The organism is Burkholderia sp. WAC0059, from assembly GCF_002870125.1.
Classification (GTDB): Bacteria; Pseudomonadota; Gammaproteobacteria; order Burkholderiales; family Burkholderiaceae; genus Paraburkholderia.
The window spans coordinates 33,176-46,231 of the sequence record NZ_PNEO01000009.1 but is presented as its reverse complement, the minus strand read 5'-3'; the positions used below and the strand labels follow the sequence as shown (position 1 = coordinate 46,231).

Here is a 13,056-nt window from a genome sequence, read left to right as displayed (position 1 = left end):
CCGGCGCGGGTTTCGCCGCTTTCGCCGCTTTCGGCGCCGGGTATCGCCTGTTGTGCGCGGGCGTCGCGCGAGGCACGCCGGTTGTCATGCACGGCAAGCCAGGGTAACGTCTTTGGCCGCTTCCGGGCTTTGCCGGTCGTCCGACTCGGCGAACCGATACCCGTTCCCACCCATTCCATGACCGTTCCGCCTCTCATCGAAGCGCATCAAATCGCGCGGCGCGATCCGCTGCACGGCCGAATCCTGCTGCACGGCACCGACTTCGCGCTGCGCGCCGGCGAGCGCGCGGCGCTGACCGGCTCATCGGGCTCCGGCAAGAGCGTCTTTCTGCGCGCGCTCGCGTTGCTCGATCCGCTCGACGGCGGTCGCATCGACTGGCAGGGCGAGCCCGTCGCCCGCGCGCGGATTCCCGTCTTTCGCCGCAGCATCGCGTATCTGCGGCAGCGGCCGGCGCTGCTCGACGGCACCGTCGAGGACAACCTGCGCTACCCGTATTCGCTGCGCGTCTATGGCGACCTGACGTTCGACGCGGAGCGCGTGCGGGCGTTGCTGGGCGAAGCCGGCCGCGATGCGCAGCTCCTGTCGAGGCCGGCCGCCGAGCTCTCGGGTGGCGAGGCGCAGATCGTCGCGCTGATCCGCGTTCTGCAGCTCGATCCGCAGGCGCTGCTGCTCGACGAGCCGACGGCCTCGCTCGATCCGGACGCCGCGCGCGCGATCGAGGCGCTCGTGCTCGGCTGGTTCGAGGCGCGCCGCGAGGCGCGCGCGACGATCTGGATTTCGCACGACCCGGCGCAGGCACGGCGCGTGGGCGAACGCCAGTTGACGATGCAGGCGGGCGTGCTGGGCGAAGCGCCCGCCGTGCGGGGTACGTCCGATCATCAGGAGTCCATTCGATGAGCCAGGGGTTACAGAATCTCGGCCTCGGCGACGTGGCCGTCGCCGCGCTGCTCGTGTTCGTGAACGGCGCGGTGTCGGTGCTGCTCAAGCTCGATCTCGAACGCAAGCTCGCGTGGGCCGCGCTGCGCACGGTCGTCCAGCTACTCGCGATCGGCTACGTGCTCGGCTGGGTGTTCTCTTGGGACCGCTGGTACGTCGTGCTGCCGCTCATGGCGCTGATGACGGTGATCGCCGGCGTCGCGGGCTCGCAGCGCGGCGTGCGCACGTACGTCGGGCAGCGCGTGGACAGCATCGCGTCGATCTGGGCCAGTTCGTGGCTGATCGCGGCGGTGGCGCTCTTCGTCGTGATCCGCATCCGGCCGTGGTACGAGCCGCAGTACGCGATCCCGATTCTCGGGATGATTCTCGGCAACACGCTGACGGGCGTATCGCTCGGCATCGAGCGCATGACCGAGGAGCTGACGGCGCGGCGCGATCGCGTCGAGATGGCGCTCGCGCTCGGCGCGACGCGTTGGGAAGCCGCGCAGGAGGCGGCGCGCAAGGCGGTGCGCGCGGGCATGACGCCGACGCTGAACCAGATGGCCGTGGTCGGCGTCGTGAGCCTGCCCGGCATGATGACGGGCCAGGTGCTCGCGGGCCAGTCGCCGCTCGAGGCCGTGCGCTACCAGATCGTGATCATGTTCTTCGTCGCGGCGTCGTCGGCGCTCGGCACGGTCGGCGCCGTGCTGCTCGCGTACCGGCGCCTGTTCTCGCCCGAGCACCGGTTTCTCGCGGCACGGCTCGTCGAGCGGGCGGCGCAGCGGCAGTCGTAAGCGGGCCGGGCTTTCCCGCGTGCTCGGCGCCGGCGCGGCCTCTTCGACGCTGGCGTACCCCGATTTCGCCGCCTGGTCGCGTTGCGCGCGCATCGTCGTATCGCCTCGAAACGGGGCGCTTTTTGCCCGGTAATCCCGGCTTGGCGATGCGCGCGCGGCCCGTACAATCGGCCGGCCATCCTCAGACGGGAACGACCGGATGAACCGCATGCCGACCTTCACCGATGCGCCTCGCGCCCGTGCCGTACTGTCCGCGCGCCCGGGCCGGGCGTTCTCCGGCCCGACGCCGCGCCGGCTCGCGCCGTTCGCCTTCGCGCTCGCCGCGACGTTCTCCTGTGCCGCCGCGGCGCAGGACACGCCGGCCGCCTCCATGACGCTCGCGCGGGGCCTCTATTCGACGCCCACGGCCACGCCGGCCCCGCAGGGCGGCCTTTATTCGGCGCCGCCGCCCTCCGTAGCGGCCGCCGTGACGGGGGCGCCCGCGGTCGGCACCGCGGTGGCGGTCGAGCAGAGAGAGTCGGCGCCCGGGGTGCCGGCAGGGCCGGGCGCGACGTCAGGGACGGCGGCGCAGGCGACCGGTCCGTCCGGCGGCGAATCGACGGAGACGGTGTCGGCCGGGCCGAGTGGCGCGAGCGGCGCGGTCCAGACCGGCGCGATATCGATGGCGCCCGCGCCGGCCGCCACGGAATCGGCCGGCAGCACCGTGCCGCTGGTCCAGACCGCCGAATCGACGCCCGCGCAGTCCGGCGGACAACCGGCCATCGAGCCGTCCGCCCGTCTCCCGCTATTCCCGGGGTTGCTGCTGACCGTCTTCGCGGCGCTGCTGGCGCTGTTCGCCGGGCTGCTCTGGTGGTCGACGCGCGCCTTGTGGAAAGAGACGAAGACCAATCGCGCCGTGGCGGAGGCGGCCTCGCGAGCCGCGGCCGACAGCGCCCGCACCGCGCTCGTGGGCGCGGAGACGGCTTCGCTGGCCGAGCGGCCGCGCTGGATCGTCGCGTCGATGCGGATGCAGATCCTCGGGCCGACCGAAGCGGGCGGCATCGAATGCCGGGTCGAGGCGACGCTGACGAATCACGGCCGCACGCCGGCCGAGATCACGGGCGCGGTGTTCGCGGGCGGCGTCGCGAACGAGCTCGGCGCGTCTCCCCGTTATCCGGACGGCGGGCATTTCGCGGACTTCGGCGAGGTGGTCCGGCCCGGCGAGTCGCTCGACCTGCGCTCGCTGGCCATCCCGATCCCGCCCGAAGAGCTGGAGGCGCTGCGCGCCGGCACGACGCGGCTTTGGGGATACGGCTACGTCGCCTACCGCGATTTTCTCGACGGGCACTGGACCAGGGGCTTCGTCGGCGTGCTCGACGTCGGGCGGACCCAATGGAGCGGCGCCGCTCCGGAGGGCGGCTCGGGGCCGCTATGTCCGCCGCCGGCCGGGCTCGACGCGCCGGCCTGGTCGTACATGCGCCAGATCTGAACGGGCCCGGCGTCGGGATTCAGGATTGACGCACGGCGCCGGCCGTCCTGCGCCGTTTGCCGCGCGCCTGCCGTCCGGTTCGTCGGGCGTCAGGCCGCTCCGGCCGTCAGCCCCCGCGCCACGCGCGCCGAAATCGCATCCATGAAGTCGAGGCATTGCGAGAGCTGGTCGAGCGTCACGAACTCGTCGGCCTTGTGCCCCTGCTCGATCGAGCCCGGGCCGCATACGACGGTCGGAATGCCGATCGCCTGGAACAGGCCGCCTTCGGTGCCGAACGCCAGCGTGCGCACGCGCGGGTTGCCGGTCGCGGCGCAGGCGAGTTCCTTCAGCCAGGCCGCGGCCGGTTCGTCGGCGAGCGCCGGATAGTCGATCAGTTCTTGCCATTCGATTGCGCTGCCCTCGTAGGTGGCACGCATTTCGCCGAGCAGCTCGCCCTGCGTGTAGGCCTGCGCGGCATCGACGATGGCCTGTGGATGCTCGGCGGGCAGGTTGCGGATCTCGAACTCCACTTCGGCGCGGTCGGGAATCACGTTCAGCGCGATGCCGCCGTTGATCCTGCCCGTATGCACGGTCGTGTACGGCGGATCGAACTCGTCGTCGTGGTGGCCGCGCAGCTTGATGTCGCGCGCGGTGCGGCGCAGGAACGTGACGAGCTCGGCCGCGAAGTCGGCGGCGTTCACGCCGAGGTGCGTGAGCGCCGAATGGCCGGCGAGGCCCTTCACGCAGCAGCGGTACGCGCGCTTGCCCTTGTGCGCGACGGCCACCTGCATGCCGGTCGGTTCGCCGATGACGCAGGCGAGCGGTTTGACGCTCGCGTTCGCGAGCTGCGCGAGCAGGCCGCGCACGCCGAGGCAGCCGACTTCCTCGTCGTAGCTGAAGGCGAGATGGATCGGCGTGGCGTCGCAGGTGCGCACGAAGTGCGGGACGGCCGCGAGCACCGCGGCGAGGAAGCCCTTCATGTCGGCGGTGCCGCGTCCGTAGACGCGGTCTTCGGCGCGCGTGAGCGCGAACGGCGGCACGGTCCACGGCTGGCCCGCGGCGGGCACGACGTCGGTATGGCCCGAGAGACACAGGCCCGGCCGGTCGGCGGGGCCGATCGTCGCGAACAGATTGGCCTTGGTGAGCGTCGAGTCGTGGACGAGCGTCGAGCTCACGCCGTGTCCGCGCAGATAGTCCTGCACGAACGCGATGAGGGGCAGGTTCGATTCGGAGCTTCGCGTATCGAACGCGACGAGATGCTCGAGCAGGTCGAGCGTCGGGGCAAGCGAAGGATGAGTCATGGCGGGCTGGGGTGGCGGCGTCTGAACGGCGGGTCGGGCGCGCTGCCGCTGGGCGTCGGCCGGGAGGCGTCGCGCACGTCGCGCAAGTCGTTCGTCTGCGGGTCGTCGTCATGCTTCCGGCCGCGCGTCGCACGGCCGGAACCGTAGGGGAGTCTACCCGTAATCGGGCGACGGCAGGCGACGCGTCAAAAATGCACCGGGCGAGCGGGCGGGTCGGATCGTTGTCGGCATCGGCATCGGCATCGGCATCGGCATCGGCGAGGTCGGCCCACGGTCCGCCGCCCGCTCGGGCAGAATGACGTTCAGCAGAGGGCTTTGCATGCCGCCGGCAACGCGGGCCGTATCTTCGAAACGGGAGAGCGAACGATGAAGACGAACCTTAGCCGTCAGGCGCTGATCGCGGTGGCGCTGGCCGGCCTCGCGGGCGCGGGCGCCGCGCACGCCGCCGACGAGAACGTGAAGTGCTACGGCATCGCGAAGGCTGGCCAGAACGACTGCGCGAGCACGACCGGCGCGCACGATTGCGCGGGCCAGGCGAAGGTCGACGGCGACAAGGGCGACTTCCGGACCGTACCGAAAGGGACCTGCACGAAGCTCGGCGGCGTGGTCGGCGAGTGAGGCGGGCGTGAAGCCGTGTCGTCGTCCGTCTCGCCGCGTTCGGGCGCGAGCCGGGCGCCGGCCGTGAGCGGGGCGCGCGCGCCGGCGGGCGTCGGCATCGGGCTGCGCCATGCCCATTACGAGGCGTTTCTCGACGCTCCGCCCGCACTCGACTGGGTTGAGGTCCACAGCGAAAACTACTTCGGCGACGGCGGCTACGATCTGCACGTGCTCGAAACCGTGCGTCGCGATCTGCCCGTGAGCCTGCACGGCGTCGGCCTCGGGCCCGGCTCGGCGGCGCCGCTCGAGCCGGCGCATCTGGAGCGGCTTCGCCGTCTCGTCGAGCGTATCGAGCCCGCGGTCGTCTCCGAGCATCTGTGCTGGGGCGCGACGGCGGCGGGCCATCTGCACGAACTGCTGCCGATGCCGCTTACGCGCGCGACGCTCGATCACCTGGGCGCGCGCGTGGCGCAGATTCAGGACGTGTTGCGCCGGCCGATCCTGCTCGAAAACGTCTCGACCTACGTCCGCTTTCGCGACGACGCGTTCGGCGAGACCGCGTTCCTCGCCGAATTGGCGCGACGGACCGGCTGCGGCGTGCTGCTCGACGTCAACAATCTGTACGTGAATCAGTGCAATCACGGCGAGGATGCGCTTGCCGCGATGGACGCCCTGCCGCGCGAGGCGGTAGGCGAGGTGCATCTCGCCGGCCATCGCGTGACCGGCGCGGCCGTGATCGACGATCACGGCTCGCGCGTCGCGCCGCCCGTCTGGGCGCTCTACGAAGCGGCGCTGCGCCGCTTCGGCGACGTGCCGACGCTGATCGAATGGGACACCGACGTGCCGCCGCTCGACATTCTGCTCGACGAGGCGCGACTCGCGCGCGAGCGGCTCGCCGCCGGGAGGCCGGTATGACGACGACGCGCCCGCCGGCCCACGCATTCGATGCGACGCAGCGCCTCTTTGCCGAGGCGCTCGACGATCCCGCGCACGATGCGGCGCTTGCCGAATGCCTGCGTCCGGCCGGATCGCCAGGGCACGCGGCATCTTCCGGCCGCGCGAGCGACGACGCCTCGCTGCTGCGCGCGCGTATCGGGCTCTATCGCGGCGGCGTGCGCGCCGCGCGCCGCCGGGCGCTGGCGAGCGCCTATCCGGTTCTGCTCGCGCTCGCGGGCGACGCCTGGTTCGACGCGCTCTCGATCGCCTATGCTCGCGCGCATCCGACGCCCGACGGCGACCTCAACCGATTCGGCGCGTCGCTACCCGGTTTTCTCGGCGACTACGAGCCCGATCCGCGCTACCGCTATTTTGCCGACGTCGCGCGCCTCGAATGGGCGTTGCATGCGGCCGCGTTCGCCGCGGACGTCGTGCCGCTCACGCCTGGGCAGTGGGTCGATCTCGGCCCGGCGCGGCTGTCGGGCGCGCGCCTCGTCGTGCATCCGGCCTGCGTCGCGCTGGCTTCGCCCTATGCCTGCGCCGACCTCTGGCAGGCGCATCGGCCGGGCGGCGCGTGGCCGCCGCGAATCGACACGCCGTCGTGGGCGCTCGTCGTGCGTCCGCGGTGGCGGCCCGGCGTGTTGATCCAGTCGGCGGCCGCGCACGCGGCGTTCGTCGCCCTGCAGCGCGGCGACACGCTCGATACCGCGTTGGACGAGGCGTTCGCGCTCGACCCCGAATTCGATTTCGCCCGTCAGTGGCGCGCGTGGATCGACGCAGCGGCGATCGTCGGGCTGGTTGGCTTGCCGTGACGATCTGCCGTGAGGCGGGGGATCGGCCGGGGAGGCGAGGCAGGCGGAGAAGATAGCAGCGGGTAAAAACGGAGGGTAAAAAAAGCGGGCAAAAAAAACCGCTCATGCGGGTGCATGAGCGGCAAGTCGGAGAGTTACAAAGTTACAACATGCTGCATGTGGAACTACCACGGAGCACACAGCATTTGGAGTCTATCCAGCCGCCCGCTCGTCGGACATAGAAACAATCCGAAATCGGCGCGGGGCCGGACGCGTCCGCGTATTTCTACGTATTCCGGTTGCGCCCGCGCATCGCGAGCGCCGTTTCGGCCAGATCGACCTCGCGCATGAGTTTGTTCATCGTCTCGTCGTTGATCTTCTGGGCGCGGCGCAGCGAGAGCAGCGCCGCGCGCTCGGCGCGCATGGCCGCGAGCCGCATCTTCAGTTCGAGCGCTTCGGCGCGGCGCGCGTGGCCGCCCAGGTCGTCGTCGTCATCGAGCGCGGCGAGCCGGCGGCGGTAGAGGTCCATCACGCGCGCGGTCACGTCGGCGGCGTAGGCGGCCGACGATTCGTCGAGATCGCCGCTCGTCTTCTCGTGCAGCGCGTCGACCGCCCGAATGGCGGCCTGCGCGGCGGAAACGCGCGCGCGCCGTTCCTCGGCCGCATGCGGCGCATGGGCGGCGCGCAGCCGCGTGTCGCGCAGCAGCAGCGGCAGCCCGACGATCGCGACGAGCAGCGACGTGAGGATGACGCCCGACGCGATGAAGATCGCCGTGTCGCGGCCCGGCAGCGGACTGCCGTCGGCGAGCGCGACAGGCAGCGCCAGCACGCCGGCCAGCGTGATCGCGCCGCGCACGCCGGCGACCGTCGTGATGGCGACCATGCGCAGCCCCGGCACCGCGTTGGCGACGCCCTGGCGCGCCGCGCCGCGGCTCGCGAACCAGCGCAGCAGCCACACCCACGAGAAACGCATCGCGTAGAGCGCGAGCAGCACGGCCGCGACGTAGCCGAGCAGCACGGCGAATTGCCCGTCGCCCGCGCGATGCGCGTCGACGAGCGCCTTGCCGAGAATGCCGGGGAACTGCAGCCCGAGCAGCGTGAATACCATGCCGTTGAAGACGAACTCGATCATCGTCCACGTGCTGGCCGCGCGCACGCGCCACGCCACCGGGTTCAGATGGGCGACGCTGCGGTAGTTCATCGTCATGCCCGCGGCGACGGCGGCGAGGATGCCCGAGCATTCGAAATGCTCGGCGAGCAGGTAGGAGGCGAACGGCAGCAGCAGCGTCATTACGACGGCGGGCGCCGGGTCGTCGCCGTCGCCGAGGTTCAGGAAGCGCGACGAGAGCAGGCTGAAGAGCCAGCCGAGCGCGGCGCCGAAGGCGAGTCCGCCCGCGGCGATCACGACGAAGCTGAACGTCGCCGCGCGCAGCGAGAACACGCCGGTCAGCGCGGCGGCGACGGCGAACTTGAGCGCGACGAGGCCGGAGGCGTCGTTCATGAGCGCCTCGCCCTCGAGGATGTGCATGAGGTTCGGCGGCAGGCGGTCCTTGCCCGCGATGGCCGAGAGCGCGACGGCGTCGGTCGGCGAGAGCACCGCCGCGAGCGCGAAGGCGACCGCGAGCGGAATGTGCGGCACGAGCAGATGCACGAAGTAGCCGAGCGCCACGACGGTGATCAGCACGAGCCCGAGCGCCAGCATCAGGATCGCGCGGCGCTGCATGTAGAACTCGCGCTTGGGAATGCGCCAGCCGTCCACGAACAGCAGCGGCGGGACGAAGAGCAGCATGAAGAGGTCGGGGTCGAACGTGACGTGCGGGTTCAGGCCCGGAAACGTGAGCACGGCGCCGATGCCGATCTGCATGAGCGGCAGCGGCACGTTGACGGGCAGCAGCCGGACGATCGCGCCCGAAAGTGCGACTGCGAGCAGTAGGAGGAGAACGGTGAAAACGATTTCCATCGATGCGGGTTTTCGATACGCTTGCGCATCCATGCGGCGGCGCGATAAATCAGGTCAGCGCGCAGTGTAGCCCGACACGGTGCGGCAACGGCACGGAACGCACGGCCGCCCGACGCGGGCCGATGCACGGTCGTGGTGCGCGCATGCCCGCTGGCGACGCATTGTCCCTGCGCGCGGTGCGCGGCCGCGGACGGCCTTCCCGGCAGCGTGCGCGCGAGTGCGCACGGAGTTTGCTTGAGTCGTTCCATGAGTACCCATTTCGGGAGTTGGAGCGGGCGGGGTAGCGTCGCGCGGCATATGCGCGCACCCCGGACCCCCGCTCGCGCGAGAGGAATGCATGACGACAGAGCAGCAGGACAGAATCACCGCGACGCCGCACGGCTTCAACCTCAGCGTCACGTCGGGACTGCAGCGCTACAGCGCGCAGCACGCGGACCTGACGCTGACCACCGTATTTCAGCCCGTCTTCAGCCTCTCGCACATGCGGGCGGTCGGCTACGAGGGGTTGCTGCGCGCGCACGACGCGTTCGACCGGCCCGTCTCGCCGCTCGACGTGTTCGGCGAGGCGGCCCGCTTCGGCGACCTGCTCCAGGTGGACCGGCTCGCGCAGTCGCTGCATCTGGAGAATTTCCGGCTGCTCGGCGCGGAGTCCGAATGGCTGTTCCTGAACGTGCATCCCGGCACGCTGACCGAGCCGTATCACGCGGCCGCGCTGCTCGCGAGCCTGGCGCGCATCGGGCTGCCGCCGCGCCGCGTCGTGCTCGAAGTGCTCGAGGAAGGGCCCGTCGATCTCGAGCAGCTCGCGGCCGCCATCACGTCGTTTCGCGAGCGCGGGTTCCTGATCGCGCTCGACGACTTCGGCGCGGGCCACGTCGACATCGGCCGCGTCTGGCAGTTGAATCCCGACATCGTGAAGCTCGACCGCAACATGCTGCTGCACGCCTCGCATCGCGCCGACATGGCCGCCGCGCTGCCGGCGCTCGTGTCGCTGCTGCACGAGGCCGGCAAGCTCGTGCTGGTCGAGGGCGTCGAGACCGAGCACGAGGCGCAGCTCGCGCTCGCGTGCAATGCCGATTTCGTGCAGGGCTTCTTCTTCGGCCGGCCGCTGCCGGGGCTGGCGGACGCCGTCCACGTGAAGGCGGTGATCGGCGAGGCGACCGAACGCTACCGCGAGCAGACCGAGGCGCACGAGCGGAGCATGGCGAGCCGGCTCGCGCCGTATTCGCGCGCGCTAGAACGCGCGGCCGAGCGCCTCGCGGCCGGCGAGCCGCTCGGCGAAGTGTGCTGGAATTTCCTCGGTCTCGACGAGGCGGCGCGCTGTTTCCTGCTCGACGCGAGCGGTCGGCAGATGGGGCGCAACGTGGCGCTGCGCGTCGACCGCGCGCCGCGCGAGGCGCGCTTTTTGCCGCTCGAGGACGCCCAGGGCGCGAACTGGCTGCGCCGGCCGTACTTCCGCGCGGCGCTGGCCGCGCCCGACCGCGTGCACGCGACGGCGCCCTATCTCTCGATCAACGAGGCGCTGCCCTGCGTGACGCTGTCGATCGCGGTGCAGATCGACGGTCGCCTGTGCGTGCTGTGCGGCGACATCGACTGGACGGAGAACTGACGGCCGACGACGGCTGCCGCCGCGGCGCGGATCGCTACAGTTCGAGTTCGCCGAGAATCCGGTGAGCGAGCGCCCTGGCTTCTTCCAGGGCTTCCTCGGGCGTGCCCGACACGGCATCGACTTCGTACACCGAATTTTCGAGCGCTTCTCCATTGTCGCGCGCGAGAGAGACCACGCCCTGATAGTGCCCGTCGTCCACGGCGCGCACGGCGGCGACGGCCGTGTAGATCCCCTTGGTGTAGCTGACGTCTTCCATGATGGCACTCCTGATGGCAGGAAGACCCATCGTAGCACGACGCCCTCGCGGCGAGTCCCGCGCGCCGAAGACGATTTCGTGACGTGCGGCCCGCCGCGTTCCGGCGCCCTGGCGGCGCGCCGGCGCGTCAGCTTTCGAGCAGCGCAACCACCTCGTCGAGCGTCGGCGAATGCGCGCCCGCGCGGCGGCACGCGGCGGCGCCCGCGGCCAGCGCGAACGCGAGATGCTGCGCCCAGCCGCGCTGCGGCGCGCCGATGAGACTGAACAGCAGCGCGCCGATCGACGCGTCGCCGGCACCGACCGTATCGGCGACTTCGACGCGCGGCGGGCGCGCCTCGTGGACGGTATCGCCGGCGATGAGCGTGGCGCGCTGCGGGCCGCGCGTGACCAGCACGGTCGCGGCCGGATTGAGCGCGCGCAGCGCCGCGATGGCGGCGTCTTCGTCGAGACCCGCGAACAGCATCCGGAGGTCTTCGTCGGACACCTTGACGAGGTCCGCGAGCGCGGCCATGCGGCGCAGCGTCGGCGCGTAGCCGTGCGCCATCAGGTTGCGGCAGTTCGGATCGAAGCTGATTTTCACGCCGTGCTCGCGCAATTGCGCGGCGAGCGTCGCGAGCGTCTCGCCGAGCGGCTGGCGCACGAGGCTGATGCAGCCGAAGTGCGCCCACTTCACGTGGTCGCGCCAGCCCTCGGGCAGCCGCGCGGGATCGAACGCGAGGTCGGCGCCGTGCTCGCCCATGAAGAAGTAGGCGGGCGGATGCGTCTCGTGGACGACGGCGAGGAGCGGCGGCCGCTCGACGCGCTGCATGAAGCGCAGATCGAGGCCGGCGGCGGCGCTCGCCTGCCAGATGGCGTCGGAGAAGCAGTCGGTGCCGATCGCGCCGGCGCAGGCGCTTGGCAGGCCGAGCCGCGCCACCGCGCGCGCGACGTTCCAGCCGGCGCCGCCCGGATGCGCGAGCCAGGCTTCGCCGGCTGCCGCGCCGGGGAGCGGCGTGCGCACGAGGTCGGTCAGGACGTCGCCGGCCGACACGAAGGCCGGAAAGCCGGAAAGGAACGGGGAGTCGGGGCGGCAGAGGCTCATCGTCGTTTGTGGCGCGCGTTTGGTGCGGAAATCGTGGAGCGGACGCGAGTCAGGCGCGCGCGGTTTCGCCGGCGCGCGCGCGCGGCGGGGCGGCGCCTTCGCCGGGCAGCGCGTTGAGTACCTCGTAGCACGCGCCCATCGTGTGATAGTCGGTTTTGCCCGCCGGGCTCTTCTCGTCGCCGTACTTGCGGTTGTCGCAGGTGAGGATGCGATACCACGCGCCGTAGCGGTGATCGACGAAGTGGGTCCAGCTATAGCGCCAGATTTCGTCGTACCAGTCCCAGAAGCGTTCGCTGCCGGTGCGCTTCGCGAGCAGCGCGGCGGCGGCGAGCGTCTCGGCCTGCACCCAGAAGTACTTGTCGTGGTCGCAGACGGTGCCGTCCGGGCCGAAGCCGTAATAGACGCCGCCATGGTCGTCGTCCCAGGCATGGGCGAGCGCGGCGTCGAACAGCTCGACCGCGCGCGGCATCAGCCACGGCAGCGGCCGATGGCGCTCGAGGATCAGCAGCAGCTTGGCCCACTCGGTCTGATGGCCGGGCTGGAAGCCCCACGGGCGGAAGATGTTCGAGCTGTCGTCCTCGTTGTAATGCCAGTCCACCGACCAGTCCGCGTGAAAATGCTCCCAGACGAGCCCGTGCGAGCGCTTCGCCTCGCGCAGCGTGATGTTCGACGCGACGCGCTCGGCGCGGTCCAGATAGACGAGGTGGCCCGTCGCCTCGTAGGCGGCCAGCAGGGCCTCGGTCGCGTGCATGTTCGCGTTCTGGCCGCGATAGCTCGACAGGGTCCAGTTCGCGCTCGCCTCGTCGGCGTAGAGGCCGGCCGCGCCGTCCCAGAAGCGGCGCTCCATCAGCTCGAACGTCGCGGCGACGAGCGGGCGCGCTTCTTCGATGCCGGCCATCGCGGCGTGCGCGCAGGCGAGCAGCACGAAGGCGAGGCCGTAGCAGTGGCGGGTGGCGTCGAGCGCGCGCTTCGCGCCGGCCCGCCATTCGATCTCCCAGTCGTAGCCTTCGTGTCGCGCGTCCCAGTGCGCTTCGCGCAGGAATCGCAGGCCGTGGCGTGCGTATTCGAGGTGGAGCGGGTCGCCGAACTGCCGGTACGCCGTCGCGTAATTGAAGACGAACCGGCAACTGCTGACGAGGTGTCGGGTGGTTGCGTCGTAGACCGAGCCGTCGTCGCGGAAGAAGTGATAGAAGCCGCCGCTGGGGTCGAGCACGTTCGGCGCGTAGAAGCGCAGCGTGTCCCGCACGTGCGCGAGCAGGAACGCGCGGTCGCGGAACGAGGCGACGTCGGGCGCGTGGTCCGGCCGCGCGTGCGGGTCGGGCCGGGCGGCGGCGGGGATGGCGGCGTTGGATCGGGCGGGGCGGTTCGTCAT

Annotated in this window: 12 protein-coding genes; 7 read left to right on the top strand and 5 right to left on the bottom strand. The window is 71.2% G+C overall.

What is annotated here, in order from left to right; translation table 11 throughout:
* The first annotated feature begins 177 nt into the window (after nucleotides 1-177).
* The 3 genes from CY652_RS11035 to CY652_RS11025 all read left to right on the top strand — a co-directional run bounded on the left by CY652_RS11035 (nucleotide 178) and on the right by CY652_RS11025 (nucleotide 3,177).
* Nucleotides 178-897 carry an ABC transporter ATP-binding protein gene (locus tag CY652_RS11035; RefSeq protein ID WP_102130755.1) on the top strand — a complete coding sequence of 240 codons (720 nt, stop codon included), beginning with the start codon at nucleotides 178-180 and terminating at the stop codon, nucleotides 895-897.
* Complete coding sequence (locus CY652_RS11030; protein ID WP_102130754.1) at nucleotides 894-1,709, top strand: ABC transporter permease; 816 nt, start codon at nucleotides 894-896, stop codon at nucleotides 1,707-1,709. Before CY652_RS11035 ends, CY652_RS11030 begins: the two co-directional genes overlap by 4 nt.
* A 208-nt stretch (nucleotides 1,710-1,917) precedes the next feature.
* On the top strand, nucleotides 1,918-3,177 hold the full coding sequence (locus CY652_RS11025) for a hypothetical protein (protein WP_146010071.1): 1,260 nt from the start codon (nucleotides 1,918-1,920) through the stop codon (nucleotides 3,175-3,177).
* Between the two features lie 89 nt (nucleotides 3,178-3,266).
* On the opposite strand, the gene argE is transcribed toward CY652_RS11025, so the two are convergent.
* Nucleotides 3,267-4,457 carry an acetylornithine deacetylase gene (gene argE / locus CY652_RS11020; RefSeq protein ID WP_102130752.1) on the bottom strand — a complete coding sequence of 397 codons (1,191 nt, stop codon included), beginning with the start codon at nucleotides 4,455-4,457 and terminating at the stop codon, nucleotides 3,267-3,269.
* Between the two features lie 366 nt (nucleotides 4,458-4,823).
* On the opposite strand from argE, the gene CY652_RS11015 reads away from it, so the two are divergent.
* From CY652_RS11015 to CY652_RS11005, 3 genes are read left to right on the top strand one after another with little or no spacing between them, the layout of a single operon-like run.
* A complete protein-coding gene (locus CY652_RS11015; RefSeq protein ID WP_102130751.1) occupies nucleotides 4,824-5,075 on the top strand; it encodes a BufA1 family periplasmic bufferin-type metallophore in 252 nt (83 codons plus the stop codon).
* A gap of 15 nt (nucleotides 5,076-5,090) precedes the next feature.
* Nucleotides 5,091-5,969: an MNIO family bufferin maturase gene (gene bufB, locus CY652_RS11010; protein ID WP_258002277.1), complete on the top strand. Its 879-nt coding sequence runs from the start codon at nucleotides 5,091-5,093 to the stop codon at nucleotides 5,967-5,969.
* The gene (locus tag CY652_RS11005; RefSeq protein WP_102130750.1) at nucleotides 5,966-6,802 is read left to right on the top strand and encodes an HvfC/BufC family peptide modification chaperone; all 837 of its coding nucleotides are present in this window, start codon (nucleotides 5,966-5,968) and stop codon (nucleotides 6,800-6,802) included. Before bufB ends, CY652_RS11005 begins: the two co-directional genes overlap by 4 nt.
* Before the next feature lie 265 nt (nucleotides 6,803-7,067).
* On the opposite strand, the gene CY652_RS11000 is transcribed toward CY652_RS11005, so the two are convergent.
* Nucleotides 7,068-8,741, bottom strand: a complete 1,674-nt coding sequence (locus CY652_RS11000; protein ID WP_102130749.1) for a Na+/H+ antiporter — start codon at nucleotides 8,739-8,741, stop codon at nucleotides 7,068-7,070.
* Nucleotides 8,742-9,078: 337 nt separating this feature from the next.
* On the opposite strand from CY652_RS11000, the gene CY652_RS10995 reads away from it, so the two are divergent.
* Complete coding sequence (locus CY652_RS10995; RefSeq protein WP_102130748.1) at nucleotides 9,079-10,347, top strand: EAL domain-containing protein; 1,269 nt, start codon at nucleotides 9,079-9,081, stop codon at nucleotides 10,345-10,347.
* Between the two features lie 34 nt (nucleotides 10,348-10,381).
* On the opposite strand, the gene CY652_RS10990 is transcribed toward CY652_RS10995, so the two are convergent.
* The 3 genes from CY652_RS10990 to CY652_RS10980 form a co-directional block, all read right to left on the bottom strand.
* Nucleotides 10,382-10,603 carry a hypothetical protein gene (locus CY652_RS10990; RefSeq protein WP_102130747.1) on the bottom strand — a complete coding sequence of 74 codons (222 nt, stop codon included), beginning with the start codon at nucleotides 10,601-10,603 and terminating at the stop codon, nucleotides 10,382-10,384.
* Between the two features lie 127 nt (nucleotides 10,604-10,730).
* Nucleotides 10,731-11,684 carry a carbohydrate kinase family protein gene (locus CY652_RS10985; protein WP_102130746.1) on the bottom strand — a complete coding sequence of 318 codons (954 nt, stop codon included), beginning with the start codon at nucleotides 11,682-11,684 and terminating at the stop codon, nucleotides 10,731-10,733.
* Between the two features lie 49 nt (nucleotides 11,685-11,733).
* The gene (locus tag CY652_RS10980) at nucleotides 11,734-13,056 is read right to left on the bottom strand and encodes an AGE family epimerase/isomerase (RefSeq protein WP_102130745.1); all 1,323 of its coding nucleotides are present in this window, start codon (nucleotides 13,054-13,056) and stop codon (nucleotides 11,734-11,736) included.

Coding starts and splice junctions, on each gene's coding strand:
- CY652_RS11015 (WP_102130751.1), top strand. CDS start 4,824: ATGAAGACGAACCTTAGCCGTCAGGCGCTGATCGCGGTGGCGCTGGCC.
- CY652_RS10980 (WP_102130745.1), bottom strand. CDS start 13,056: ATGACGAACCGCCCCGCCCGATCCAACGCCGCCATCCCCGCCGCCGCC.
- CY652_RS11005 (WP_102130750.1), top strand. CDS start 5,966: ATGACGACGACGCGCCCGCCGGCCCACGCATTCGATGCGACGCAGCGC.
- CY652_RS11025 (WP_146010071.1), top strand. CDS start 1,918: ATGCCGACCTTCACCGATGCGCCTCGCGCCCGTGCCGTACTGTCCGCG.
- CY652_RS10990 (WP_102130747.1), bottom strand. CDS start 10,603: ATGGAAGACGTCAGCTACACCAAGGGGATCTACACGGCCGTCGCCGCC.
- CY652_RS11035 (WP_102130755.1), top strand. CDS start 178: ATGACCGTTCCGCCTCTCATCGAAGCGCATCAAATCGCGCGGCGCGAT.
- CY652_RS11030 (WP_102130754.1), top strand. CDS start 894: ATGAGCCAGGGGTTACAGAATCTCGGCCTCGGCGACGTGGCCGTCGCC.
- argE (WP_102130752.1), bottom strand. CDS start 4,457: ATGACTCATCCTTCGCTTGCCCCGACGCTCGACCTGCTCGAGCATCTC.
- CY652_RS11000 (WP_102130749.1), bottom strand. CDS start 8,741: ATGGAAATCGTTTTCACCGTTCTCCTCCTACTGCTCGCAGTCGCACTT.
- CY652_RS10985 (WP_102130746.1), bottom strand. CDS start 11,684: ATGAGCCTCTGCCGCCCCGACTCCCCGTTCCTTTCCGGCTTTCCGGCC.
- CY652_RS10995 (WP_102130748.1), top strand. CDS start 9,079: ATGACGACAGAGCAGCAGGACAGAATCACCGCGACGCCGCACGGCTTC.